Source organism: Paraburkholderia fungorum, assembly GCF_902833645.1.
GTDB classification, from domain to species: domain Bacteria; phylum Pseudomonadota; class Gammaproteobacteria; order Burkholderiales; family Burkholderiaceae; genus Paraburkholderia; species Paraburkholderia fungorum.
In genome coordinates this window covers 180,506-206,051 of record NZ_CADFGE010000013.1, presented here as the reverse complement: position 1 = coordinate 206,051, position 25,546 = coordinate 180,506, and the positions used below count along the sequence as shown (strand labels likewise).

The following is a 25,546-nucleotide window of genomic DNA, read 5'->3' as shown; positions in this document are numbered from 1 at the left end:
CGGCTATATTTTTCACGCTATAATCCCCGCCATGAAATTCCTCCGGACACTGTTCCTGTTGCTGCTCTGCGTCGCGCTACCCGTCAGCGGGCTGGCTGCGAGCGGGCTGACGGGCGCGTGTCCGATGCAGATGAGCATGGGCGCCGGTGAAAGCGGTGCGATGTCGTCTGACATGGCCGGCTGCGAAAACATGAAGTCTGCACCGGCCGGGAAGGCCAAAGGTTTTTCCTGCAAGGTGACGGCGCAATGCCAGGTCGGCAGTCTCTATCACCCGGTCTCGAGCACCGAGGTGACCCATCCCGCCGGGCACTCCAGCCCCGTCGTTTTCCACTACGCACAATCGCTGCCCGTCCGTGAGCCGGGCGGTTTCTGGCGACCGCCCCGCGCTATCTAATCCCCTTGAAGTTCGCCGCGTACGCGGTGAGGTCGTCCTGCGTCCAGGACGTGATTCCTTATGGAATTCGACCGTTTGGGGTTAGAACATGTCTTTAACATTCGGCACGCCGTCGTTACGGCGTGCAACGGTGCACGCGCACACGCTTTTCGCGTTGCTCGCCTTTGCGAGTGCGGCAGCGCACGCCCAGCAGGCACCACTCACACTTGATGCCGCATTGCAATCCGCGACGGACCGATCCGCTGCGATGCAGGCCGCCCAGTCATCCGTGCGAGCCAGTTCAGAGGCGGTCATCAGTGCCGGCCAGTTGCCGGACCCGATGCTCAAGGCCGGGGTCGACAATCTGCCGGTGAACGGACCGCAACGGTTCACGATTGGCCAGGATTTCATGACGATGCGCCGTATCGGCATCGAACAGGAGTGGGTTTCACCTGAAAAGCGCCGGTTACGGTCGGCGCTGGCCAACCAGGTCGTCGACCGCGAGCGGTCGGGCTATCTCACGCAATTCACCAACACGCGTCAGCAAACCGCGACCGCGTGGCTGAACGCGGCCTACGCCAAAAAAACGGTGGCGTTGCAGCAGGAGCTGATCATGCACATGACGCATGAGCTTGCGGCCACGCAGGCCTCCTACCGGGGTGCAAAAGCGTCTGCGGCCGACGTCACGCAAGCCCAGCTCATGCTGGCGCAGACGCAGGACCAGTTGCTCAAGTCGCAACAGACGTTGCAGACCTCACTGATTGCGCTGTCGCGATGGACTGCAGCACCGGTCACTGACGTAGCCGGCGAGCCGCCGGCGCCCCAGTCGTTCGTGACTTCCCTGCCGCCCGAGGAACTGCAGCACGTGGAGCCGGCGCTCATCGCGGCTTCTGCAGAGATTGCCGTCGCGGATGCCGACACGGCCGTCGCGAACAGCAACCGCAGCCCCAACTGGACGTGGGAAGTCTCCTACCAGCAGCGCGGCGGAGCCTACTCGAACATGGTGTCGGTTGGCGTCAGCATCCCGTTGCCCATCCATCGCAAGAACTACCAGGACCGGGATGCGGCCGAAAAAGCGGAACTCGGGACCAAGGCGCGACTGATGTACGAGGACGCGCAGCGCCAGGTCGAAGCGGATGTCCGGACGCTGTCAGCCACATTGGCCAACGGCCGTGAGCGCATTGCCACTCTCAATCAGGCGCTGTTGCCGGCGGCCGACCAGCGCGTGCAACTGGCGACGGCCGCGTACAAGGCCGGCACGGGCTCGCTCGCCGACACATTTGCTGCCAGACGGGGGCAACTCGACGCCCAATTGCAGGTGCTCGACCTCCAGCGCGATGTATCCCAGACGTGGGCGCAGCTGGAATACCAGGTCGTGCCCGCCACCATGTCCGCCGCTCAGTAAAGGAGAAAACTATGCAAAAGAAACAACTGGTGCGTGCGGTTCTGGCTGTGTTCGCCGCTGCCGCGCTGCTGGGTGCAGGGTATGTTGCAGGCACGCATCGCGAGGCGATGGGGGGCGCAAGCGCTGTCGCGGCTACACCGTCCAGCGACAAAATCGATGCGAAAACAGGTCGCAAGGTGCTGTACTGGCACGACCCGATGGTGCCGAACCAGCACTTCGACAAGCCCGGCAAATCGCCTTTCATGAACATGCAGCTCGAGCCGGTCTATGCGGACGAAGGCGGGTCGAGCGGTATCAGGATTGACGCAGGACTGCAGCAGAATCTGGGCATTCGATACGCGACGGTACGGCGGCAGGACACGGCCGAGAGTTTCGACGCGGTGGGCACGACGCAGTTCGATGAGTCGATGGCGGACGTCGTCCAGTCGCGGGTGACGGGCTACATCGATCAGTTGTACGCAAGCGCCCCGATGCAGCGTGTGGCGAAGGGCGCGCCTATTGCGTCGCTCTTCGTTCCAGACTGGCTGGCGCCGCAGGAGGAATATCTGGCGCTGAAGCGCGGTGGCATGGATGACAGCATGCTGGCCGCTTCCCGCGCGCGCATGCGGGCAATGTCGATTCCGGAGGGTGTCATTTCCAGTCTCGACCGGACCGGCAAGGCGCAGACACACGTCACGCTGTCCGCGCCGGAAACCGGCGTGCTGACCGAACTCAATGTGCGCGACGGCGCGATGGTGTCGCCCGGGCAGACGCTGGCCAAGGTCGCCGGGCTGAGCAGACTATGGCTCATCGTCGAAGTGCCAGAAGCGCTGGCGCTTCAGGTCCGACCCGGGATGACTGTCGACGCGGTATTTGCCGGTGACCCGACTCAGCATTTCACGGGACACATCCGCGAAATCCTGCCCGGCATCAGCACGAGCAGCCGCACACTGCAGGCGCGTCTCGAAATCGACAATGCCGGGCTGAAGCTGACCCCGGGGATGCTGATGCGCGCGCGGATCGGTGCAGCGAAACCTGTGTCGCGCCTTCTCGTCCCTTCGGAAGCGGTGATTACCACCGGTAAGCGGTCCGTCGTGATCGCCCGGAATAGCGACGGGCGGCTGCAACCCGTCGAGGTCACGGTCGGCAACGATGCCGGCGACAACACGGAAGTGACAGGCGGATTGACGGAAGGCCAGCAGGTCGTCGCTTCGGGCCAGTTCCTGATCGACTCCGAAGCCAGCCTGAAATCGGTGCTGCCGAAGCTGGTAGGCGCCGCCGCGCCTGGCGCCGGCGCGTCTGCAACGTCCGCAGTGGTGCCTGCCTCCGGCGCTGCGGCGACCACTGCCCCCGCTGCCCAGACCTACGAAACGACCGGCAAGGTTGAAAAGGTCACACCTGGTGACATCACGTTCTCGCACCAACCCGTGCCGGCACTGGGCTGGGGTGCAATGACGATGACCTTCGGCAAGCCGTCGCCGACGGCTTTTCCGGACGTGAAGGCTGGCGAGGCCGTGCATTTCGTTTTCAGGCAGTCGGATGACGGATACATGCTGACGAAGGTCGAACCAGTCGGAGGTGCCAAATGATTGCCCGCCTGATTCGCTGGTCGATCCACAACCGGTTTCTGGTGCTGCTCGCGACCCTGCTCGTCACTGCCTGGGGCGTGTATTCAGTGACGGAGACCCCGCTCGATGCGTTGCCCGACCTCTCGGACACGCAGGTCATCATCAAGGCGTCGTATCCCGGCAAGGCGCCGCAGGTCATCGAGGATCAGGTGACCTATCCGCTCACGACGACGCTGCTCGGCGTGCCCGGCGCGAAAACCATCCGCGCGTACTCGTCGTTCGGCGATGCTTTTGTCTACGTGCTGTTCGACGACAAGACCGACCAGTACTGGGCACGCTCACGCGTACTCGAATACCTGAACCAGGTGCAGAGCCGCCTGCCGCAGGGCGCGACCGTGTCGCTCGGGCCGGATGCGACCGGTGTGGGCTGGGTGTACGAGTACGCGCTGGTTGACCGTACCGGCAAGCACGACCTCGGACAACTGCGCGCACTGAACGACTGGTTCCTGAAGTTCGAGCTGAAGTCAGTGCCGGACGTCTCGGAAGTGGCATCCATCGGCGGCATGGTTCGCCAGTACCAGGTCGTCCTGGACCCGGACAAGCTGCGTGCCTACAACCTGACGCAGGCCACCGTCGCGGACGCGCTCAGCAAGGCGAACCAGGAGTCGGGTGGTTCGGTGGTCGAGCTGGCCGAGTCCGAGTACATGGTCAGGTCGTCCGGGTATCTGCATTCACTGGATGACTTCCGCAACGTCGTGCTGCGCACCAACGATGCCGGGACGCCGGTGCTGCTTGGGGATGTCGCGCGCATCCAGATCGGGCCGGAGATGCGCCGCGGCATTGCTGAACTGAACGGCGAAGGTGAAGTCGCGGGTGGGGTGATCGTCATGCGTTCCGGCAAGAACGCGCTGACGACAATCGACGCGGTGAAAGCGAAACTGGCCGACCTGAAGCGTTCACTGCCGGCCGGTGTCGAGGTTGTGACGACCTACGACCGCTCCCAGCTCATCGAACGCGCGGTCGACAACCTGAAGGACAAGCTGATCGAGGAGTTCATCATCGTCGGGCTCGTCTGCGCGGTGTTCCTGTTCCACCTGCGCAGTGCTCTCGTCGCGATCCTGTCGCTGCCGTTGGGTGTGCTGGCTGCGTTTATCGTGATGCGTTATCAGGGTGTCAACGCAAATCTGATGTCGCTGGGCGGCATTGCGATCGCGATCGGCGCGATGATTGATGCGGCCATCGTGATGATTGAGAACGCCCACAAGCATCTGGAGGCGTACGACCACAGGCACCCGGATATGCCAATCACGACGGCACAGCGATGGGATCTGATCGCGCAGTCCGCAGCCGAGGTGGGGCCTGCGTTGTTTTTTTCGCTGCTGATCATCACGCTGTCGTTCATCCCGGTGTTTTCGCTCGAAGGTCAGGAGGGGAAGCTCTTTTCGCCGCTTGCGTTCACCAAGACGTACACGATCGCCGCAGCGGCTGGCCTGTCGGTAACGTTGGTGCCGGTACTGATGGGCTACCTCATTCGCGGTCGCATTCCGCACGAGAACGCCAACCCGATCAACCGCGTGCTGATCCGTCTATACCGCCCGCTGCTCGAAGCGACGCTGCGCCGGCCGTGGGTGGCGATCGGGCTGGCGGTCGTCGCGCTCGCCATCACGCTGATTCCCGTGTCGCGGCTCGGCGGTGAGTTCATGCCGCCGCTCGACGAGGGCGACCTGCTTTATATGCCGACCGCGCTACCGGGTATCTCGGCAGACAAGGCGGCCGAACTGCTGCAGCAGACGGATCGCCTGATCAAGACGGTGCCGGAAGTGGCAACCGTGTTCGGCAAATCAGGCCGTGCGGATACGGCGACCGATCCTGCGCCGTTCGAGATGTTCGAGACCACCATCCAGTTCAAGCCGCGCAGCGAATGGCGTCCCGGTATGACGCCTGAGAAGCTGGTCGATGAACTCGATGCGCGCGTGAAAATTCCAGGCCTGTCGAACGTCTGGGTGCCGCCGATCCGCAACCGGCTGGACATGCTGTCGACCGGCATCAAGACGCCCGTTGGGGTCAAGATTTCCGGCGCGGATCTCGGGCAGATCGACAGGATCGCCACGCAGGTCGAGGCGGCGGTGAAGAACGTTCCAGGCGTCACGTCGGCGCTGGCGGAACGGCTGAACGGTGGACACTACATCGACGTCGACATCGACCGGCTGGCGGCCGCACGCTACGGCCTGTCGGTCGCTGACATCCAGTCGGTCGTGTCGTCGGCGGTCGGTGGCGACAACGTCGGCGAAGTCATCGCGGGTCGGGAGCGTTTCCCGATCAATATCCGCTATCCACGCGAGGTCCGGGACTCGGTCGACAATCTGCGCCAGTTGCCGGTTGTCACGGACCGGGGCGCACAGATCACGCTGGGCGACGTCGCTGCCATCAGGATTGCCGATGGCCCACCCATGATCCGTAGCGAAAATGCGCGGCTGTCGGGCTATGTCTACGTCGACATTCGCGATACGGACCTGCAATCAGCCGTGAAGGCGATGCAGCAGGCCGTATCGCAGAACGTCGTATTGCCGCCGGGTTATTCGATCGCCTGGTCCGGCCAGTTCGAGTACCTCGAACGCGCGGCAGCCAAGTTACGCACCGTGATTCCGGTCACGCTCGTGGTCATCTTCGTGCTGCTCTTCCTGACGTTCAATTCGGCGGGTGACGCGCTGCTGCTGATGTCGACCGTGCCGTTCGCGCTGGTCGGCGGCTTCTGGCTGATCTGGATTCTCGGTCACGCCGTGTCTGTCGCCACGGCGGTGGGATTCATCGCGCTCTCAGGGGTCGCGGCCGAGTTCGGGGTGGTGATGCTCCTGTACCTGAAAGGGGCGCTCAACAGCCGGCTCGAGCAAGGCGCGCCGTTCACGGAGGCGACACTCATTGACGCCATCCGTGAGGGCGCCGTGCTGCGGGTCAGACCGAAGGCCATGACGGTCGCCGTGGTGCTGGCGGGTTTGATCCCGATCATGCTGGGCCACGGGTCGGGATCCGAAGTGATGAAGCGCATCGCCGCGCCGATGGTGGGCGGGATGGTGACAGCGCCACTCCTGTCGATGCTCATCATTCCGGCCGCGTGGTTTCTGCTGCAGCGCCGACGCGTTATCCGTGCCGAAGAAACAACTCAACCTCATGCAGTACCTATTGGCACACCCGTGCCGCAAACCCTCCCTGGAGAAAATCAATGAAGAAGTTGCTAATCGTATCCGCTATGTTCTGTACCGCTACTGCGTTTGCCGGCGCCGCGCTGGCCGCCGACGAGATGGCGGGTACGAAAATGAAGACAGGTGCCATGGACGCAGCTTCATCGACAGACACCGCCCTCACGGACGCGGTGGTCAGGAAGGTCGACCCGTCGACCGGCATGGTGACGCTGCAGCACGGCGACCTGAAGAACATCGGCATGTCGGCGATGACGATGGCGTACAAGGCCAAGGACGCGTCGATGGTCAAGCGGGCGAAGGAAGGCGAGAAGGTCAAGGTTCGCGTTGAAAGCGTCAATGGCACGCTGACCATCGTGAAACTGGAAAAACAGCAGTGATGGGGCACTGACGCCGTCTCCCAGGCCCGTCGCATAACGGCGGGTCTGGGGGCGCGTTTTCGCTCACATCCTGTGAGCAGGAGCATTGCCATGCGAATGACATCATCCAGCACACGCCGCGGCACGCGCTGTCTCGCGGAAACGCTGAACCCGGCGTTGCGCATGGTGCTCGCTCTTCTATTTGTGTTCACTGCATTCGCAGCGCATGCAGTGAATGAATCCGATCTGCTGTCACCGGCCGATGCCTTTCCGCTGATCGTGAGCCTTAGTGGGCCGCAGCAGGTGACGCTCGACTTCGGTACCAAGCCGGGGTACTACCTGTACCGGGACCGCTTCAGCTTCGCTGTGGATGGCGCGCCTGTAAAGCCGACCGGGATGCCGCCGTCAGAATCGAAGAACGACCCGACCTTCGGAGTGGTGCAGGTCTATCACCGGCCGGTGCAACTCCAGCTTCCTTTGCCTCGTGTCATCGCGTCAGGCATCGTGCTGTCCGTCACGGCGCAGGGCTGCGCGGATCTGGGCGTGTGCTACCCGCCGCTGACGCGAACCTACCGGATCGCGGCCGACGGGACCGTCACCGCTATCGCGCATGACGGGAACGCAGCAGCAACGACCGGTTCCGGTGAAAGCACAGTCACCGGTGAAAATCGGTGGTTCGCGGCTTTCAGTCTGAATCTGAGACCGGTGAACGGTCTTGGCGTGCCGGAATTACTCGGCTTCCTTCTGGCCGGTCTATTGATGGCAGGCACGGTGTGCATGTATCCGCTGATCCCGATCGTGACCGCTGTGATCGGCGGCGGCCGGGAGCCGCCGCACCGGTGGCGAGGCTTCGTGCTGTCGCTCGCCTATGTACAAGGGCTCGCGCTGACCTATGCGATGGCGGGCACCGTTGCGGCGCTTGCCGGCATCCCGCTGGTGGCCCTGACGCAGAAGCCCTGGCTACTGGCCAGCTTCGGCGTGCTCATGGTGCTATTTGCCCTTGCCATGTTCGGTGTGTTCAGGCTGCAGTTACCCGCAAGCGCGCAGACGCGCCTGGCTGAATGGAGCCGCCGTCTGCCCGGTGGCCGGATTGTTCCGGCGTTTGTGATGGGCATGCTCTCCGCGCTGATTGTCGGGCCGTGTTCAACCCCTGCGCTGGCTGGCGCGCTGCTGTATATCGCCAATAGCCGCGATGTGACAGGTGGAACGCTGGCCCTGTACGTGATGGGCGCTGGAATGGGTCTTCCGCTGTTGCTGGTCGGTACGTTCGGCGCACACGTCCTGCCCAGGTCGGGCCGCTGGATGGTCGCGGTCCAGAACACGTTGGGCGTCATGCTGCTGACCGCGGCCCTGTGGTTCGTTTATTCGTTACTGCCAGACTGGCTGCTGATGGTGCTGGTCGCGTTGCTGCTGGCCGGTTGTGGGATGATGCTGCGCGCCATCGACCCGTTGCCGCCAGAGGCTTCTGGTGTTCTCCGCACAGGCAAGGCACTCGGCGTATTGCTGCTGGTTGCCGCAATCGCCGAAGTGGTGGGTGTGGGGTCGGGGAACCTTGACGTGCTCCAGCCGCTTCGCAGTATCACGAGCGGAGCAACGACCGCGAAGGCCAGCGTTGCGCGGTTCGAACCGATACAGTCAACCGACGAACTCGACCGGGCGCTAGAAGCGGCACACGGCCAGCCCGTCATGGTGGATTTCTACGCTGACTGGTGCATTACGTGCAAGGAACTCGAACGCTTCACGTTCTCCGACCCGCGTGTCGTGAGCGAGTTCGCGCACTGGAAACTGCTGAGAATTGATGTGACGAAGAACAGCCCTGCAGACGCCGCGATGCTGCGGCGCTACGGGCTGTTCGGACCACCCGCGATGATTTTCTACGACCGTAACGGTCAGCAGCAGGATGATGCGCGGCTGGTGGGATTCGTCGGCGCCGACGCGTTCCTGGCGCACCTCAAACGATGGGAACGGTAAGTGATGAAACTGCTGTCCCGATTCTTTCCACGGTGTGGCGACGCGCAGCCACAGCGCCTATACTGAAGCCATGAAATTCTGGACCCGATTCGTCGCCTTTTTTCTTGTCGCGTGGCTGCCGCTTGCCGGCTATGCCACGCAGGCGACCGCGTGCCCGGAGATGTCATCGTCCGCCACGCAACGACCAATGAGCGCCTCGCCGATTACCGGCACGGCGCCCGGTGCACAGAAGGCTGCCGCGCATGCCGCCCGGGCGGTGTCAGGGTGCCATGCTCATCCTGGCAGCCTTTCGTGCGGTATGGCTGCCCTCCCGGCCACGCGCGTGATGCTCGACATACCGTCGTCGCGCGTGTACCGCGCGACGATTCCTCTGCTTGCCGGCGAGTTCATCCCCGAACCGCTTCAGCCTCCTCCCCGGACCCTGTAGTCCTCCATCGTCGAGTCCCGATCCAACTGCCTGCGCGGTGGTGCGCACACGCGCGTGCCGCAGGCGGCCCTGACCGGGGACTCGCATGCCCATCGTCTATCACGCTGGCGCTGACGCGGCTCCTGCCGGTACGAGCAATCGGATAGACACGTCCTTAAGACGCAATGTGAACCCATCCACGGGTTCGGGAGAACAATATGAACACGAAATTGCTGCTGGTCGTCCCGCTCTCGGCGCTCCTGTTGAGCGCGAGCGGATTGAGCATGGCTGCCGCAGGAGGGGGAGAGAACAGCGACTCGAAAGCGCCACCTCAAATGCAGCACAAGGGAGGCTCCGGGATGGGCGGCATGATGGGGCCCGGTGCAAAGGGCGGCGACATGATGGGTAGCTGCCCGATGATGGGCGCAGGCTCACATATGGACGCCAGAACCTCCATGCAGATGCACGGCGAAATGATGAAGGCGATGGGCGACATCATGCTCAGGTACGCCGACAAGCTCGACACTTCGCCATCGAAGTGATGCGGCGGCGTTCCGGTTTTGAAGGACACACCCCGTATCAGGGAGAACACTCCATGACACGCAATGCGAAAGTGATGGTCACGATGGCGACGGGTCTCGTGGCCCTGGCTGCTCTGGGATACTGGGCACTGCCCCAGTTCCGGGGATCCTTGCTGAACTTCATCATCCTTGCCTGCGTGCTGATCTGCCCGCTTTCGATGCTGTTCATGATGCGTGGCAAACAGCCGGATCGGGACAAACAGGATCGTCATGACTGATCCGTCACGGAGCGCAAGTCATGCCGGGTCTGCGCAGCAGTCTTTGCGCCGCGGGGAGCGGCGCACCGGCGCAGTAGCTGCAAGGAGGCGGCCATGTTTGACAGATCGGGAATCCTGAACGTAGTGATTGCGATCTTCGCAGTCATCGGGCTCATTGCTGTCCTTGGCATCGAGGGGATGGCCGCTGTTCACGTAAGCATGATGCATGGGACGCGGTTCTGTAGCACGGCCATGCATGTCAGGCCGTAGTGTCGGTCTACTGACAGGAGGAAAGGTGTAATGAAACGTCGATACTACAACCGGAAGGCCGCGAATCCGCACGGGACGCACACTCCCGTAGCCACGCCGGTAACCACACACCGCCCCGATCGCAAAAGATGGCATCTGCTGGCACTGTTCATCCTGGTGTTCGCCGTCTTCCCGGCGCTGTACGCTTTGCTGCCTCTCATTTCGAGGCACCGGCTGCTCAGGCTCGCCACCGCGAAACCGGACCTGTCCGGAACGCCCGATCGTCAACCAGCGTGGCAGGTGGGCATGCTGCGCCCGGACGGATTGCGCATCATTCCAAGCGGACGATCGGACGCGTCCCACGTTCTCGATCCGGCTCAATTCTCCGACAAGGCCGTCAGGCACTCGTACTGGGTGGCGACGCAGATTCCGGCCGTGCTGAACAGGCTCTACTGCTGGTGCGGCTGCGAAAATCGCGGTGTGCACCGCTCCAATCTCCAATGCTTTGAAGACAAGATGGCGGTCGACTGCGCGGTGTGCCAGGGGACTGCGGAAATTGCTTATCAGATGACACAGAACGGGGTTCGGGACGCCGGGAAAATCCAGGCAGCCGTCGATGCGAAATGGGCGCCGAAAGGGTGACCCCAAGGCTTATCCAGGCAGTATGAATAACGCTTCACTCATCCACTACTCAGGAGGAGATCATGGAAATCAGATCCGTTGTCGCCATTGTCAGGTCCGACGTGCTGCAGAAGCTCGAAAAGCGGCTCGGTGCGATACACATCCACGGTGTCACGGTTTGCAAGGTCAAAGGGTTCGGCGAACACCCAAACTACTTTTCCGATGACTGGACGACCGATCACATCAAGATCGAAGTTTTTACCCAGGCCGCGAATGTCGACGCTCTCATCAGGGAGATCACGGCGATCGCGCATACGGGCGCGGGCGGGGACGGAGTCATCGCGGTGTTTCCGGTCGAAAGGTTTTTCCGTATCAGCACCTCGTCCGAAGCGATGCCTTGAGCCGAAGCCCGGACACGCCGTTAGACAAGCTGAGCGGATCGCTTAGGCAACGATGCAGAAGGCCTCGCGTCGACGGTGGCCAGGGAGAGCGATATGTCACGGTTAGAGGATTTGACACGGCGTGCTTTCCTGCGTTCGTCCGTACTGTCATGTCTTGTCGCGGCCGGTGCGTCCGGGCTACTGACGTTGCGTCCCGCGCGAGCGCAACCGCGCGCCGGGAATCCGCAGTTCGTTCCGGACCTCGAAATCCAGTTGAGCGCGAGGGAGGACCAAGCGTCGATCGTGGCTGGACCACCCACTCGCGTCTGGCGTTACGACGGCAAGGTCCTGAAGGGCGATCCAGGCGGTCTCGGTTTCCTGTCGAACGGCTACCTGCCCGTGTTGCGCGTACGACGCGGACAGAAATTGCGAATCGATCTCGTCAACGAATTGCCTGAACCGACCATCATCCACTGGCATGGCCTGTACGTGCCAGCGGCAATGGATGGGCATCCGGGCAATGCGATTTCCAACGGCCAGCATTATGTGTACGAGTTTGAGGTTCTCAACCGGGCGGGGACTTACTGGTTCCATGCGCACCCGGACGGTCGTACCGGTGCGCAGATCTACTTCGGCCTGGCCGGGCTGCTGATTGTCGCCGACGATGAGGAGGCGGCATTGGGGTTGCCCAGTGATGCTTACGATGTGCCGCTGGTGATTCAGGACCGCGTGCTGGATGACCAGAACCAGTTCAGGTATCTGGACGAAAGCGATGGTGGAATGATGGGGCGCAGCATGATGGGCGGTGGCGGGATGATGGGGCAGGGCATGATGGGTGGTGGGGGTATGGGGCAGATGATGGCGCGGATGATGGGTTTCCTGGGCGACCGGATTCTGGTCAACGGCAAGCCCGATTTCGTGTTGCCGGTGGCGACCCGGACATATCGCCTGCGCCTGCTGAATGGTTCGAATTCCCGTATTTACAAGATAGCGTGGGGCGACCGGTCACCGCTTGCGGTCATCGGTACCGACGGTGGGCTGCTGGACCGGCCGGTGACGCGTCCGTATGTCACGTTGGCACCGGCGGAGCGCGTGGACATCTGGGTGGACTTCAGCGGCCGGCCGGTCGGAACGGAGCTCACGCTGCAAAGCCTGGCATTCGATGGCGCGATGGCGATGGGCGGCATGATGGGAAATGTGCCACTACCTAACGGCGCGTCGTTCCCCATTCTGAAGGTCACGGTCGAACAGCACGCGAATGCAAAGGCCGATCTGCCGAAGCGGCTCGCATCGCTACCGGTGCCGCAGCCCCAGAGCGCCATCAATGTGCAACATCCGAAGGTGTTCAACATCACGATGGGCATGATGGTCTGGGGGGTCAACGGGCGCCGATTCGACATGAACAATGTAACGAAGACGGAGACCGTGAGGCGCAACAGCGCAGAAATCTGGGAATTCCGTAACGAGAATTCGATGATGCTGATGGCGCATTCGATGCACATTCACGGCCTGCAGTTCCGCGTGCTCGGCCGTACCGTTCTGCCAGATTTCGTTGCTGCGCACCGCACCGTGGCAGCGGGATTGGTCGACGACGGGTGGAAAGACACCGTGCTGCTGATGCCCGGCGAGCGCATCCGGTTGCTGCTCCGGTTCGAGCACTACACAGGCATGTTTCTCTACCATTGTCACATGCTGGAGCACGAGGATTCCGGCTTGATGCGCAACTATCTGATCGAAGCGTAAAGGAGGGTACGTCTGCTATCCGGTACACGCGCTACGCGGTCGCGAAGCGCAAACAGTGGAAGGTAATCTGGAGTGAAGCCATGAAATCGTCCCGCCGTAGCTTTATGGTCAGCGTTGTGGGGGTTGCGTCAACGTTCGGCCTGCCGCTCGAAGCGAGGGCAGACGCTGCCCCGGTCCTGGAATCCGACACGAATGCGCAGGCGCTGGGCTACAAAACTGATGCGAGCAAGGTTGACCGCGCGAAGTACCCTAAATTTCAGGCAGGCCAGGCCTGTGCGAACTGCCAGTTTTTCCAGGGCAAAGCCGGTGATGCGACCGCGCCCTGCACGATCTTCGCGGGCAAGCTGGTGAATGCGAAAGGCTGGTGCAGCGCGTATGTAAAAAAAGCATGAGAGGGTCATCCTCAGGGTCTGCGGTTTGGCCTCTCACTGTTGTGATGACGGCCTGGTCCCGCAATCGGATCTTGATCGCTGCGTGGCAACCAGCGAGTTGCGCGGTGCGGGACGTCGCCTGCGCGAATGTGCTCTGCAGCGCCGCTGGGGACCTGCAGGATCCCCGGATTGACGCTCCTCACTGTGGCCGGCAATCGTCAGGTGGTGGTCGAGCAGGGCTGCTTCTGTAATGAGAGTCTCGACATTCAACACGGGTTCAACATGAAAAAAGTCCTTGGCGCGTTACTGGTTTCCTTCGGTCTCATTGCTGGCGCGATGCAGTTCGCGCATGCGACACCCGCTGCTCCGCTCGCCGGCACTGATTACACCGTGCTGTCCGCCGCCCAGCCGGTCGATGTGCCGGCCGGCAAGATTCAGATCATCGAATTCATGTGGTACGGCTGTCCTCACTGCAACGAATTTGATCCGTATCTCGAAGCGTGGGTCAGGCAGCAAGGCCCGGACGTTGTCTTCAGGCGCGTCCCGGTGGCCTTTCGCGACGACTTCATTCCGCATTCGAAGATGCTGCTTGCGCTCGATGCGATGGGTCTTGCCGACAAGCTGACGCCGGTGGTCTTCCGCGAAATCCATGTCAACAGGAACGATCTGCTGACGCCTGACAAACAGGCCGACTTCCTCGCGACGCAAGGTGTGGACAGGAAGACGTACCTCGGCGTTTACAATTCCTTCACGGTTGCCGGCAACCTGAAACGCGCGACGGCATTGATGAGCGGCTACAGGGTCAATGGCGTGCCGACGCTCGCCGTGCAGGGTAAGTACGTGACGGGCCCGGCGCAGACCGGCAGCCTGCAAGGTGTGTTGCAGGTGCTCGATTACCTGGTGACGCAAGTGCGCGCGAAGAAGCTATAAGCCAAAGCGCCCCGACCATGTGTGCTTCCGGATATTGTCGCTGCACGACCAGGCCAGGGTGCTGGGTGCAATGGTGAAGACCAGGGCGTGCTGAGACCTGTCGGACCAGGTGGTGTGGTGCAGTGATCAGGCGCCGGGGTCGTGACGGCTTCCCGTTACATCGCTGGCGGCTGGAAAAGGAGATTGGTAACCGGGATGAATGCCTCGCATCTGGTTGGTCGGGCCCGGTCTCCCGCGATTTGAGGCCTGCAACGCAGACCGGTATGTTCCTGATTGGGAGCTTTACCATGCCAAACGTTCGACGTTTCAGGTTTTCAATTGGCTGGGCGCTGGCGGCTCTGGTGATTGCCGTCCTTGCTGCGATGGCCTACATGACTTTCGGCAGGACAGAAACGGTTCCCGACGCGACGTTCACGCTGATGTCAGGTCAGAAGCTGACGACCGCCGGACTGCGCGGCAAGGTATATCTGGTCCATTTCTGGGCCACGAGTTGCGCGACCTGCATCAAGGAAATGCCGCAGATGGTCCAGACCTACAACCGGTTCAGGGGCGAACATTTTGACTTCGTCGCGGTGGCGATGAGCTACGACCCACCGATATACGTCACCAACTACACCGAAGCCCATCATTTACCGTTCAGAGTCGTAATGGACACGGACGGCAGTCTTGCCCGGCAGTTTCATAACGTGCAGCTCACCCCAACGACGTATGTGATCGACGGGAAGGGAAGAATACTCAAGCGAATTCTTGGCGAGGCCGATTTTCACGAGCTGCACCGGATGATTGAGGACGCACTCTCAGAGTCGAAGTAAAGGGGCTCGGTAACGGCGTGAAGTTCGGTCACGTAATGCAGTGACTGGGGGTTGCGTGGGGTCTCCTGCTCGCACCGTAATCGCTGTATCGAGACCGACGGCCTGTTCGGCACGGTGCGTGGACTCAAGTGCCGCAGCGCCATGGCTGGCTGAAACGTCTACATACCGAAAGATCGGGGCAGGACCTGGACGCAGATTGCAAGGGCAGGTCAAACGCTGTGAGCGGGGCGCCAGTAACACCTGAGCCCGAGGTTGGACGGATCCGCCTGTCAGAACCGACGGAAGGAGCAAGAACATGATATGGCTACAGGCTACGATCCCCGCCGGGCTGTTTGCACTCGCGCCGGCGGTTCCGGCGTCCGCCGCGGCGATTCGGTATGCCATTGCGCGGGTAAGCACACATCACGGTCAACGCTTGGCTTCGTACACAACAGGATCTGTCCAATGAATTGGCCACTTCAACGATGCGCGATCTTCGCCGCGCTTGCCTTTGGTACGCCGGCTCACGGCGAAGGCGACCTCGTGCGCGGCGCGCAAGCCGCCCGCGCCTGCATGGAGTGTCATTCGTTTGCGCCGGGGCGGCACATGACAGGGCCGAGTCTGGCCGACATATGGGGTCGCAAAGCGGGTACAGCTGCCGGTTTCGCGCGCTATTCGGATGCGCTGAAACGATCCGGTCTGGTGTGGGACGAACGGCACCTGGATGCGTGGCTCACGAACCCTGCGGCGGTGGTTCCAGGCAATGCGATGGACTTTGCTGGTATTGCCGACGCGCGCACTCGAGCAGATCTGCTTGCTTACCTCAAGGCGGTTTCCAGCGGTCGCATGTCCGCGCCCGATCAGCGCCTGCCGAACCTGAAAGAGGTGGACTCGGCTTCGCAGGTCACTGCGATCCGCTACTGCGGCGATACTTACCGCCTCACCACGGCCGATGGGAAGGCCCACGCCTTCTGGGAGTTCAACCTGCGATTCAAAACGGACGGCAGTGCTGAGGGTCCGTCCGCCGGCAAGCCTGTGCTCGTCGGTACCGGCATGCGTGGCGATCGCGCCGCGGTGGTTTTTTCGCGCCCCGAGGAAATCTCGGGGTTCATCCGGAGACAGTGCGCATGAACAACGAGACTCCCCGCCACTCCGATGCGCCAATGCCTCCAGGTGACGTCGCCGCGGAGCATGGAGGGGGGCGCGTCCGGCGCACGACGAGAAGAGCCTTGCTTGCAGGGCTCGGAGCCGCGGGTCTGGCCGCCGCCGCGACAGCGTACTGGCGTCTCGGCTCCGACGAGATAGTGGGCGGCGTCTTGGTCCATGCACGTGCGCGCGAGTTGCCGTCGCTGCGATTTACGGGCGGGAGCGGCGAAGCGACGAGCCTCACCGCTTTTCGCGACCGGGTCGTGCTGCTCAACGTGTGGGCTACCTGGTGCCCTCCGTGTCGTGAGGAGATGCCAGCGCTGGACCGGCTGCAGGCAACGCTGGGCGGACCGCACTTCGAAGTCGTCGCGGTGTCAGTCGACGCGGGTGGCATGCCGGTGATTCAGGCGTTCTTTCGCGACACTGGCGTTACGCACCTGCATCCGTATCTGGACGCCTTCCACGACGCAGCTGCCCTGATAGAGACTGGCATTCCGATCACGCTGCTTGTCGACCGTAACGGCCAGGAGGCGGGCCGCAAGCTGGGGCCTGCAGCGTGGGACGATGCGCAAATAGTACGGCTGATACGACGCTACTTGCCCGCGTAGACCGCAGAAGAGGAGTTGGTGAGTAAGTGGCCGGCAGACCACTCCCTGTACATCGCCAGAGACGTTCTTTCTTTTCGTCGTACTGGCTGGCTTGCTCGTCGGCGATGACCGCGCAGCATTGCCGACATCAGGGGGAAGACGATGACGCTTTTCCTCGGCGACACCACTCATGCTTACGAGTCGGAACGAAGCTCGCTTTGTTATCGCCTACTGAGCGTGTGTCCTGTCAGCGACGGCGAAACCGACAGTCAGTTGAACATGGCGTGCATGCTCCGGCGTCAGCCTTCGAACGGCGACGTGTGTGCGAGCACAGCAGCGACAACCAGGACGAGTAGCAGCGTCAGGGCTTCGAGGGCGATCGTTCGATCGAATGCGCGGGCTATCGCCAGATACGCGTGATCAAAGCGCCCGGCCGAGGCGTTTGCGGCAAACGTTCGCGCGCTTCGAAGGCGCGGCAACCTGACCATGCGATTGAGCGCGCCGAGCATTGCGGCGAGCGTGACCAGTGCGATCTTGATGCCGAGCAAACGACCATACGTCGTATCCAGGAGCGGTGTCGACGTGCGTGCCACAACGTGCGTGGCGTTATAGATGCCGGTTGCAATGACACACGCCAACGCGACGGTCGCACTCGAAGACAGGTGTTCGGCGAACGCCAGGTGCCGTGACTCGCTGTCGTGCGGCGCAGTTGCAATAAGGTGCAATATGGGCATGGCCATTATCACGCTGCCGGCCCACCAGGCCGTCGCATACATATGCAGCCAGTGCACGAATTCCGGGACGCTGAAATTCCCGGTATCGGCGGCGTGGCTTGCCCCGACCTTGCCTGCCAGGTAGAGGCCAAGGCCGAGCACGACCGCTGCGCGTCCCGCGACGGCGCGCGAGGCAGCACCGAGCGCGGCAATCAGCAGGCCGCCCAGTGCGATCAGCCAGACGCTGCCAAAGTGGGACTGGGTAACGACAGCCGTCAACTCGGAACGTGCCGCGACGAGCGGCAGGCCGCTCATCGCAGCTGCCTGCAGCCACAGATAAACGCTGTGCGCAGCCACAAGCGCGAACAGCGATGCCAGACGCACCGACGCAAGTCGACGCTCGAGTACCGGCTCGCGCGACAGGCCGTGCGGCGGTGCGAGCGCGGCGTCGCACGCCAGTGAGCCGATCGCAAGGGCAAGCAGCACATCCTGCAGCGCCGCGACGCCCACCAGCACCACGATGACGGGTTCGGCCATTACCGGACGGTGAATGTGTAGTGGCCGTGTGTCCGGTGTCCGTCGTCTGCGACGGCGATCCAGGCGACCGTGTAGATGCCCGGCGCGAGACTGGCGAGCGCCACCTTCATCAGTTTCCGGTTGCCGGTATCGACAGCCGATTTGCAGTCGGTAACCGGCTTGCCGTGTGCGTCAGTGACGACGATCGAACTGAAGGCCGGTTCGAGCGCGTCGTCGAACTCGATCGCCACCTTTCTCGTCGCTGCCGACACAGTAGCGCCCGCCGCCGGCGTCTGATGTTTCGGCGCGGCGTGCGCATGGGCGAACTGCGCAAGCAGAAGCGCGAATGCGGCGAGAAGAGCACGGGCGATGCGGGAAGTTTTCATGAGCGGATCAGCGGTTTGCGAAGGGAGTCAGGAAGCATGTTGTCGAGATGGTGAGCGTTGCTGGATAACATCGCAAGGACGAAACCGCATCAGCGCTCCATGAGATTCTCCGGCCTCACGACGCGTCGTCATACGAAGTCGTACTTGCTGATGGCCCATCGCCGCGATAGCGACTGCGGCAGGTTGATGGTGTTGAAGCGCGCTTCAACGCCGGTCTACATCGATCACGCGTAGCGCGGCGGCGATCGGAGTGCTATCGGGCATGGCGACATCGGGGGCCGGCATCGTCAGACCGCTGTCGCGGCGTCGCCACGATCCAGCATTATCCAGCGCTATTCGCCTGTGCCTCCTGAGGCGGCCCGATCCGCATTCATACCTTGCTTTTTCGCATGCTTGCTGATGTGCTGCTTGACGCCCATCGCGCCGCTCGCCATCGCATCGCTGGCCATGCCGGAGTCCCTCATGCCCATCGAGCCGCTCGCGCTCACGGTGCCGCCTGCCTGAGGAAAAGCGGCGCCGTTCGACAGCAGCAGCACCGACGAGCACGTCGCCATCAGCATCCGTTTCATCTGCTCACTCCTGTGTCACGGGAAGATTCCGGCTAACGGTATCGGTCGCTTTCGGTTTGCACGAGGCGACCAGGACCATTGCCGCATCAGGATCCGCCAAACCAGCTGTAGCCCTGATCTGGCCAGTAGCCACCAGGGAAAGTATTGGTGACGAAGATGGCCATGATGTGCTTTGGATTCTTGTAGCCGAGCTTGGTCGGCATCCGCAGCTTCATCGGGAAACCGTATTGCGCGGGCAAGGTTTTGCCATCGTACTGGAACGTCAGGAGCGTCTGCGGATGCAGCGCGGTTGCCATGTCGATGCTCTCGTAATAGTCGTCCGCGCACTTGAAGCCGACATATTTCGCGCTCGTATCCGCGCCGACGCGACGCAGGAATTCCGCAAACGGCGTGCCGCCCCAGCGCCCGATCGCGCTCCAGCCCTCGACGCAGATGTGTCGCGTGATCTGCTCCGCGTGCGGCAACGCGTACAGCTCGGGCAGCGTCCAGCGTTTCTTGCCGGTCACGAGGCCGGATAGCTCGAGCACGAAATCGCTCGCGTCCACCTCGGGCACCTCGCCGATCTCATAGTACGCATTGAACGGGAACGGTCGCGTGAGTTGCGCTTCGGTGTACGTTGCCGCGGGACGCTTCGGATCGAACAGCCAGGCCTGCACGCGGTCGTTAAAGTGCGACACGCTCATCAGGAAGCGGTTCACCGAGGCGTCGTCGGTCAGCGAGCAGCCGGTCAGCAGCGACAGGCCGCCGAGCGTCAGCACTCGCTGCGTGAAGAGCCGCCGCGACGGCATCGCCAGTTCCCGGCGCACGTCGGTCAGGATCGACGCGCGATCGAGCGGCGCGGGCATTTTCGCATCAGACATGGTCTTCTCCTAGCGCCCGCGCAGCATTGCCAGAAGCGAGCGCGGCACGATTGCAACCATCACCACGTGCACCACAAAGAAAGCGACCAGGATCGCCATCGCGCAGAAATGCACGATCCGCGCGGTGTCATAGCCGCCCATCAGCCAGCGCAGCGACGGAAACTGCACGGACTTCCAGATTGCCAGTCCCGACAGCACGAGCACGACCAGGTCGACGATCACGACCAGATAGGCGAGCTTCTGCACCGCGTTGTAGCGGCGCAGGTCATCGTGATGCAGCCGCCCGGTTAGCGCCGCAGACAGATCGGCGAAGACGGCGCGTGGCGTCAGCGGGAAAAACCTGGTGAACACGCGGCCGGTCATCAGGTTCAGGCCGAGATAGATGAGCCCGTTGACCATCAGGAGCCACATCGCCGCGAAGTGCCATTGCAACGCCCCGGCGAGCCAGCCGCCAAGGGTGAGATGCAACGGGATCATGAACCCTTTGAAGACAGGCGACGCGTCGTAGATGCGCCAGCCCGAGAGCACCATCACGATCGCCGCCAGTGCGTTGAGCCAGTGCGTGATCCGCAGCCAGAGCGGATGGACGAGACCGTTGCCCGCACCCGCACTCGTGCCCGGCTGCGCCCCGTCTCCCGCGTTCTCGCGCCTCGCCTGCGCGTCGGTTTGTACCTGTATCGATGCTTTCATGGTCCTCTCCGATTCGACCGTCGCCCGGGTGTGCGTGACCAGCAGCCCGGCCGCATCCAGGAATTCATCGCTGCCCGCATCCTCGACAAACGCGGCCACGCCAGGGTGGTCGGCGCGCACGTCGTCTACGAGCGATTCGACGCGGACCTTTCATTTTCATAGAGCGCACGGCCTTCGCGCTTCAGCGGTCCGATCCAGCGACATACCGCGCGGTCATGGTCGACAGTCGCCCCGGCGTATTCACCCGCGCGACGGGCGGACCAGCCAGTTCCCGTGTGCCGTCCGAAAGGTGTTCGCAACGGCGCGCCGCGCACATGTTTCGACGATCGCAAACGGGCGCGACCGTTGTCAACCGTGTGTCAGCGTTGGCGCGACGACGACGGCTGCCGGCTCTGCGGGTCAATCGGAGCAACCGCGTCATTGAAGGCGTTTGGCAGGTCCCGACGGCGCTGCCCGCATCCGTTGACGAACACCTACTGCACGTACATCGCGCCTGACGCGGGCACTCGCGGTCAGTTACCGCTGCCTCCTTGTAAACCATATGTCGGGAGAAACGATCAGTCCATCCGGGGTTATTCCAGTCATCGACGCGCAGTGCGATCGGAACCGATCGGGCGCTGTGCCAGCCGAGCGCTTGTCCTTGCGCAGCGACCGATCCTCAGGCGGATAGCTGGCACGTTTTCGTCCGGATAGTGAGTGCCCCATATAACGGCGCGGGCTTCTTCTGCTTGCTGTTCGCGCCGCAACCATCCTCGGCGCCTTCAGGTAGGTCGGCGCGGTGGCCACTTCTTTGGGCTCGACCATGCAGCCTTCTGGAGGGCGTTGCCGATCACGTTCAAGTCACGCTGCCCGGCCGGCTATTGCCGGTTGCGGCGGAACGGTTTTTACGGGGTGGTGCCTGCCTGGTCACTCGCGATGGTGTTCGGACTGACTGGTCAACGCATCACGATGATCGAGGGTGGACGAAACCGTCGGAAGTTAAGGGCCATCGCGTTACTTAACGTGCACTCCCGCTGGCTCACCGCGTGGGCAGAGAAACTGCAGCGATCGACTATGTAGCGCGGGGGTGGGATTAACGGAGGCACTGCTTGACTCCGGGCCCAACGTTGGACCCGGAGTCAAGCAGGCGGGCGCAGTATCGGCTGTTGCGCTTGCCGTTTCACCGAACTAGCGGCGCGCGTCAGGCCAAACTGCGGTGATTGTTCATCACCTGGTACGCCTCGGCTATCTTGCCGCCACGCCGGTCAGGTCGTCTGCTCCCCACGCCTGCCCCCTCTGCTGGAACTGCGCCTGATTGCGGGCGATGGTATCCGCGCTGGGTGGATACTCGGCGTTCAGCGTCGGGATCAGCCCAGCCTTTTCCGCCTGCAGCAACTCGGCGCGCACCTGTGCCCGCGTCTTGCCTGTGCCCGCGCTTCCATCAGTCGCCGGCGTCCAGCCGTTCACGGCCGCCGAAGGCCCCGATCCGGTATCCTTCGCGCCGGAAGAGGCAGCAAGCTGTGCGACCGGTTGCGCACTGGAAGCCGCGGCGGGGCGCGGGTACTGGTTGCGCCCCGATCCGTTGGAACCACCCCCGCCACCGGCGAATGCCGCTGCGGCCGCGGACAGCAGCAGGGTTGCGACGAGGGATTGATTCAGGAGAGTACGACGTTGCATGGTTGATTTCCTTATGTCGAGAGTTTTGTGACGCGCGCATGCGCGTCGACTGCGCTGCTCAGAAATCTGAAGAAGAGCAGCAATGCAATGCAGTTAATGTGTGCCCGCGTTGTCAGATCAGCGGCGCGGCAGTAGGGCGCCGCGTCGCGTGACCGTTGTTCAACGCCTCGCCCGCGGACTTACTGTTCGCTCGCGGTGACCTGATCGCCCGTGTGCCAGGCCTGCTCGATCTGCTGGAACCGCACCCGGTTGCGGGCAATGGTTTCGGCACTGGGCGGGTAATCATTCTTGTGAACCGGTGCGAGGCCCGCACGCTGCGCCTGCAATAGCTCTGCGCGGACCTCTGCCCGCGTCTTCCCGTAGCCCGCGCTTCCTGTCACGTTGGCGGGGCCGTCTGCGCCCGTTCCTGGGGCCATCGCCCCAGGATTTGGATTGCAGGCCAGCGCTGTCTCCTGCGAGCGGGACGACGAACCCGCGGCCGAAACCGCGTATGGATTGGGATTCCGTCCCGGTCCATTGGCCTGGCCTCCCGCGGCGAACGCCGTGACGGTTGCGGACAGGAACAACGTTGCAAAGACTGACTGCTTGAACAAAGTGGTGCGTTTCATGGTTGATTCCTTGAAATGAAAAGATCGTCTGTCGCTAAGGTGCATTCCATCGCGACAGATCAGGGCCAAGGGCGGCGGGGCGGCGTCACGCTGCGGCTATCCGACAGTGGAAATGAGGCGTCCGTCCCGCTTCGCTACCCGGTATTTATTGAGCCTGCGCTGGAATGTAGCCATGTGCGCGCCAGTAAGGCTCAGCCTGCTGGAACCGGGCCTGATTGCGCGCGATGGTCGTCGCGTCGGGCGGATACCCGGTATGGCCAGCCGGGATGAGGCCCATCCGCTGCGCCTGCAGTAGCTCGGCAGCGACCTCCTCCCGTGTCTTGCCATGGCTCGCGCCGGGGTCCACCACGGGCGCTCCCTGAGCCGCGGGGGGCAACCCGGCTGCATCTGCTGATGGGCTGGCGGCCGCAACAAGCGTCGGCGCTACCGGCTGTGCACCAGCAACCGCATACGCATTCATGGATGGGTTGTTCCTCGGTCCTGAGGGACCACCTCCACCCCCGCCCGCGAACGCCGTGATGGCCGTCGACAGGAGCAGGGTTGCGAAGGCGGAGTGTTTGAGCAGGGTGAGACGTTTCATTGTTGATTTCCTTGATGAGAAAAAAGCGCGATGCGCAATACGCATCGACGACATGAACAACCGGAGTGCCAAAGCGCGAACGACTGGTCCGCGACCAGAACTTCGGCGGCTTACGGGATTTGCGAAGTGCTTCGGCTTGATCCAACGGGTGCGACTATCCGGGGCCGGAGGCATGGGCGTCACGCGCGCGGGCTGATGAGGACAGCACAGCGCGCGATACGACGCCCGCGCCTGCACGCAGCGAACGGGCACACGTTGGGAGAAGTCTGGAAACCTCTTCGCGAATGAGCGGGATCGGGCGCCAGCTTTCGCCAGGCACGACCGAAGTCAATCGCCAGAGATCAAATGCGAAAAACCTGGAAGAGGATGCGGGGAGGGGGAGCAGCGGAAAGCAGAACAGGCTCGGACCGCGTCGGCAGGCGCGGCTTGATCGCGAGTTCAGGGATCGTGGAGTTGCCCCAGATCAGCGGTATCCAGGCGAGCGGCGCGGGAGCGGGTTGCTCGGCATGGTCGGGCTGGGCCGAATTGTCGCAATGCGCGTGGCAGACCGCGGCAGCATGGTGATCGCGCAGATCGCTATGGCCATCGGCGACCATGGCCGCTGCCGCAGGACCTGTCGAGGGAAGATGTTGCGTCGTGGCGCAGGCGTACGCCGCCACCCACAGCTGGCTGAAGAACAGCGCAACGAGTAGCGTGATAACGGTAAGCGTACGTCTTGTCTGGCGGCGCATGATCCGGTCAGGCTGCCTGATGGACGACAAGGGAAATGCACGACGGATCTCCGAGCGTCGACCTCGCACATCCAGTAGCCCATGCGGCGTATGCGGTCGCGCCGTCCGTCCGGTACCCCAGTCGTGTCGTCGCCTTCGTTGTTGTGCACCGCATTTCTGTCGCCTCTAGAGGTTGGTTTTCCTGATCGCCGCCGGTTTTGCCGTTCGGATCGCGCACGGAAAGTGGCGCCGTCGTTCGAGCGTGACCCCGGGCGTTCGCCATCGCGCAGTACTGCGCAGTCCCATATCAGACAATAGACCGGAGTCTAGGCACTCCCATGACTGGAGTGTCAAGGGGCTGCGTGCGTTCCGGATGCGGCACCGCGCAAAAAAAAGACCTTGACATTCCCGCAACGGGAAGGTCTAGAGTAAATGCAGGCCCGAAGATAGGCGCACGGAGCCGGCTGTTGAGGGTTTCCCGGGCTCGAGTCCGGACCACGTGATGCGGCGTTTTGACGCGCACGACCATGGCCCTGGTCAAATCGCCGTGACTTAACGTATGAGGTGCAGGATGAACATCGGACAAGCGGCGAGCGCCTCGGGCGTCACGGCCAAAATGATCCGCTACTATGAGACGATCGACCTGGTGCAGGCTGCCGGGCGGACCGAAGGTGGCTACCGGATTTATGGCGACAATGATATCCACGTGCTGCGGTTCATCCGGCAGGCGCGTACGTTGGGATTTTCAATCGACCAGATCAGACAGCTGCTTTCGTTGTGGGAGAACCAGGACCGGGCGAGCGCTGAAGTCAAGGCGATCGCCACCCAGCACATACGCGAGCTGGATACCCGGATCGCGGAACTGGTCACGATGCGTGACACTCTGAGCTACCTGGCGCGGCACTGCGCAGGCGACAAGCGGCCGCGGTGTCCGATTCTGGAGGGGATCAGCCATCCTGTTAGCCGACAGTTGCCGAATCACAAGGGGGGAAGCCGCACTGCGGCGCTTGCTTCGTGATTTGCACCAGAAACGTAACAAATACTGGCCGAAGTGCTCCATTCCATGTTTGAGCGATGCCGTGAGATACGCCGCTAAATTAGTACTGTGCTTCCTGATCGCCTGGCTGCCTTTGACAGGGTTCGCCGCGCCGGTACTGGTTTGCCCGCAGGTTTCGTCCTCGATGACCGGATCGCATACTGCACGACATCATTCGGCAATGCAGCATGCAGCAACACCCGCGGGTGCAACAATGCACCCGCACACTGCCGTATCGACGATGCATCAGGCCGATTGCCACGGCAGCATCGGTAGCCTTGGCTGCAGTCTTGCGGCGATCCCCGCAATTCCGGTCGCGATTGTCGCTACCCCTTCCGCACCCGTCTACGCGTCACTCGACGCGACGC

28 protein-coding genes are annotated in these 25,546 nt (G+C 62.6%); 19 read left to right on the top strand and 9 right to left on the bottom strand.

What is annotated here, in order from left to right; genetic code table 11:
* Positions 1–31 precede the first annotated feature (31 nt).
* The 17 genes from HWX91_RS32155 (at position 32) to HWX91_RS32075 (ending at position 16,875) form a co-directional block, all read left to right on the top strand.
* Entirely contained in the window at positions 32–394 is a 363-nt protein-coding gene (locus HWX91_RS32155) for a hypothetical protein (protein WP_028197118.1), read from the top strand.
* An 88-nt stretch (positions 395–482) separates the two neighbouring features.
* Positions 483–1,778 (top strand): TolC family protein, encoded by a 1,296-nt coding sequence (locus tag HWX91_RS32150; protein ID WP_028197117.1) that lies wholly within the window; start codon positions 483–485, stop codon positions 1,776–1,778.
* 11 nt (positions 1,779–1,789) lie between these two features.
* Complete coding sequence (locus HWX91_RS32145; protein ID WP_028197116.1) at positions 1,790–3,346, top strand: efflux RND transporter periplasmic adaptor subunit; 1,557 nt, start codon at positions 1,790–1,792, stop codon at positions 3,344–3,346.
* The gene (locus HWX91_RS32140) at positions 3,343–6,549 is read left to right on the top strand and encodes an efflux RND transporter permease subunit (protein WP_028197115.1); all 3,207 of its coding nucleotides are present in this window, start codon (positions 3,343–3,345) and stop codon (positions 6,547–6,549) included. Before HWX91_RS32145 ends, HWX91_RS32140 begins: the two co-directional genes overlap by 4 nt.
* Entirely contained in the window at positions 6,546–6,902 is a 357-nt protein-coding gene (locus HWX91_RS32135; RefSeq protein ID WP_028197114.1) for a copper-binding protein, read from the top strand. Before HWX91_RS32140 ends, HWX91_RS32135 begins: the two co-directional genes overlap by 4 nt.
* Before the next feature lie 90 nt (positions 6,903–6,992).
* Positions 6,993–8,852: a protein-disulfide reductase DsbD gene (gene dsbD, locus HWX91_RS32130; protein WP_028197113.1), complete on the top strand. Its 1,860-nt coding sequence runs from the start codon at positions 6,993–6,995 to the stop codon at positions 8,850–8,852.
* Between the two features lie 70 nt (positions 8,853–8,922).
* Positions 8,923–9,279: a hypothetical protein gene (locus HWX91_RS32125; protein ID WP_028197112.1), complete on the top strand. Its 357-nt coding sequence runs from the start codon at positions 8,923–8,925 to the stop codon at positions 9,277–9,279.
* Between the two features lie 197 nt (positions 9,280–9,476).
* Positions 9,477–9,800 (top strand): hypothetical protein, encoded by a 324-nt coding sequence (locus HWX91_RS40980; protein WP_028197111.1) that lies wholly within the window; start codon positions 9,477–9,479, stop codon positions 9,798–9,800.
* Between the two features lie 53 nt (positions 9,801–9,853).
* Complete coding sequence (locus HWX91_RS32115; RefSeq protein ID WP_042275182.1) at positions 9,854–10,057, top strand: DUF2933 domain-containing protein; 204 nt, start codon at positions 9,854–9,856, stop codon at positions 10,055–10,057.
* A gap of 279 nt (positions 10,058–10,336) precedes the next feature.
* The gene (locus HWX91_RS40975) at positions 10,337–10,927 is read left to right on the top strand and encodes a PCYCGC motif-containing (lipo)protein (protein WP_042275180.1); all 591 of its coding nucleotides are present in this window, start codon (positions 10,337–10,339) and stop codon (positions 10,925–10,927) included.
* A 62-nt stretch (positions 10,928–10,989) separates the two neighbouring features.
* Entirely contained in the window at positions 10,990–11,307 is a 318-nt protein-coding gene (locus tag HWX91_RS32105; protein WP_028197110.1) for a P-II family nitrogen regulator, read from the top strand.
* Positions 11,308–11,400: 93 nt separating this feature from the next.
* Positions 11,401–13,029 carry a multicopper oxidase family protein gene (locus tag HWX91_RS32100; protein WP_028197109.1) on the top strand — a complete coding sequence of 543 codons (1,629 nt, stop codon included), beginning with the start codon at positions 11,401–11,403 and terminating at the stop codon, positions 13,027–13,029.
* 80 nt (positions 13,030–13,109) lie between these two features.
* Positions 13,110–13,421, top strand: a complete 312-nt coding sequence (locus HWX91_RS32095) for a high-potential iron-sulfur protein (RefSeq protein ID WP_028197108.1) — start codon at positions 13,110–13,112, stop codon at positions 13,419–13,421.
* Positions 13,422–13,682: 261 nt separating this feature from the next.
* Positions 13,683–14,330: a thiol:disulfide interchange protein DsbA/DsbL gene (locus tag HWX91_RS32090; RefSeq protein WP_028197107.1), complete on the top strand. Its 648-nt coding sequence runs from the start codon at positions 13,683–13,685 to the stop codon at positions 14,328–14,330.
* Positions 14,331–14,617: 287 nt separating this feature from the next.
* Positions 14,618–15,142 (top strand): TlpA disulfide reductase family protein, encoded by a 525-nt coding sequence (locus HWX91_RS32085; protein WP_028197106.1) that lies wholly within the window; start codon positions 14,618–14,620, stop codon positions 15,140–15,142.
* Positions 15,143–15,586: 444 nt separating this feature from the next.
* Positions 15,587–16,252 carry a c-type cytochrome gene (locus HWX91_RS32080; RefSeq protein ID WP_028197105.1) on the top strand — a complete coding sequence of 222 codons (666 nt, stop codon included), beginning with the start codon at positions 15,587–15,589 and terminating at the stop codon, positions 16,250–16,252.
* A gap of 98 nt (positions 16,253–16,350) precedes the next feature.
* Positions 16,351–16,875 carry a TlpA family protein disulfide reductase gene (locus tag HWX91_RS32075; protein ID WP_235429544.1) on the top strand — a complete coding sequence of 175 codons (525 nt, stop codon included), beginning with the start codon at positions 16,351–16,353 and terminating at the stop codon, positions 16,873–16,875.
* Between the two features lie 278 nt (positions 16,876–17,153).
* Here the strand turns inward: HWX91_RS32075 and HWX91_RS32070 are convergent, their stop codons facing one another.
* Together HWX91_RS32070 and HWX91_RS32065 are read right to left on the bottom strand one after the other, a co-directional pair.
* Positions 17,154–18,104, bottom strand: a complete 951-nt coding sequence (locus tag HWX91_RS32070; protein WP_028197104.1) for a CopD family protein — start codon at positions 18,102–18,104, stop codon at positions 17,154–17,156.
* Positions 18,104–18,469 carry a copper resistance CopC family protein gene (locus tag HWX91_RS32065; protein WP_028197103.1) on the bottom strand — a complete coding sequence of 122 codons (366 nt, stop codon included), beginning with the start codon at positions 18,467–18,469 and terminating at the stop codon, positions 18,104–18,106. Before HWX91_RS32065 ends, HWX91_RS32070 begins: the two co-directional genes overlap by 1 nt.
* Before the next feature lie 99 nt (positions 18,470–18,568).
* Here HWX91_RS32065 and HWX91_RS41165 point away from each other — a divergent pair, with 99 nt between their 5' ends.
* A complete protein-coding gene (locus HWX91_RS41165; RefSeq protein WP_255246785.1) occupies positions 18,569–18,703 on the top strand; it encodes a hypothetical protein in 135 nt (44 codons plus the stop codon).
* Positions 18,704–18,801: 98 nt separating this feature from the next.
* Here HWX91_RS41165 and HWX91_RS32060 read toward each other — a convergent pair whose 3' ends face one another.
* From HWX91_RS32060 to HWX91_RS32030, 7 genes are all read right to left on the bottom strand, one after another.
* Positions 18,802–19,038, bottom strand: a complete 237-nt coding sequence (locus HWX91_RS32060) for a hypothetical protein (RefSeq protein WP_028197102.1) — start codon at positions 19,036–19,038, stop codon at positions 18,802–18,804.
* 86 nt (positions 19,039–19,124) lie between these two features.
* Positions 19,125–19,898 carry a molybdopterin-dependent oxidoreductase gene (locus tag HWX91_RS32055; RefSeq protein ID WP_028197101.1) on the bottom strand — a complete coding sequence of 258 codons (774 nt, stop codon included), beginning with the start codon at positions 19,896–19,898 and terminating at the stop codon, positions 19,125–19,127.
* Positions 19,899–19,907: 9 nt separating this feature from the next.
* Complete coding sequence (locus HWX91_RS32050; RefSeq protein ID WP_081833093.1) at positions 19,908–20,588, bottom strand: cytochrome b/b6 domain-containing protein; 681 nt, start codon at positions 20,586–20,588, stop codon at positions 19,908–19,910.
* A gap of 1,224 nt (positions 20,589–21,812) precedes the next feature.
* Positions 21,813–22,244 carry a DUF4148 domain-containing protein gene (locus HWX91_RS32045; protein ID WP_052660739.1) on the bottom strand — a complete coding sequence of 144 codons (432 nt, stop codon included), beginning with the start codon at positions 22,242–22,244 and terminating at the stop codon, positions 21,813–21,815.
* Between the two features lie 179 nt (positions 22,245–22,423).
* Complete coding sequence (locus tag HWX91_RS32040) at positions 22,424–22,852, bottom strand: DUF4148 domain-containing protein (protein ID WP_052660738.1); 429 nt, start codon at positions 22,850–22,852, stop codon at positions 22,424–22,426.
* 145 nt (positions 22,853–22,997) lie between these two features.
* Positions 22,998–23,432, bottom strand: coding sequence for a DUF4148 domain-containing protein (locus HWX91_RS40970; RefSeq protein WP_052660737.1), 435 nt, complete (start codon positions 23,430–23,432; stop codon positions 22,998–23,000).
* 341 nt (positions 23,433–23,773) lie between these two features.
* Entirely contained in the window at positions 23,774–24,163 is a 390-nt protein-coding gene (locus tag HWX91_RS32030) for a hypothetical protein (RefSeq protein ID WP_045707114.1), read from the bottom strand.
* Between the two features lie 550 nt (positions 24,164–24,713).
* Between HWX91_RS32030 and cueR the strand changes: the two genes are divergently transcribed.
* The gene (cueR, locus tag HWX91_RS32025) at positions 24,714–25,160 is read left to right on the top strand and encodes a Cu(I)-responsive transcriptional regulator (protein WP_042275178.1); all 447 of its coding nucleotides are present in this window, start codon (positions 24,714–24,716) and stop codon (positions 25,158–25,160) included.
* Positions 25,161–25,546: the final 386 nt, after the last annotated feature.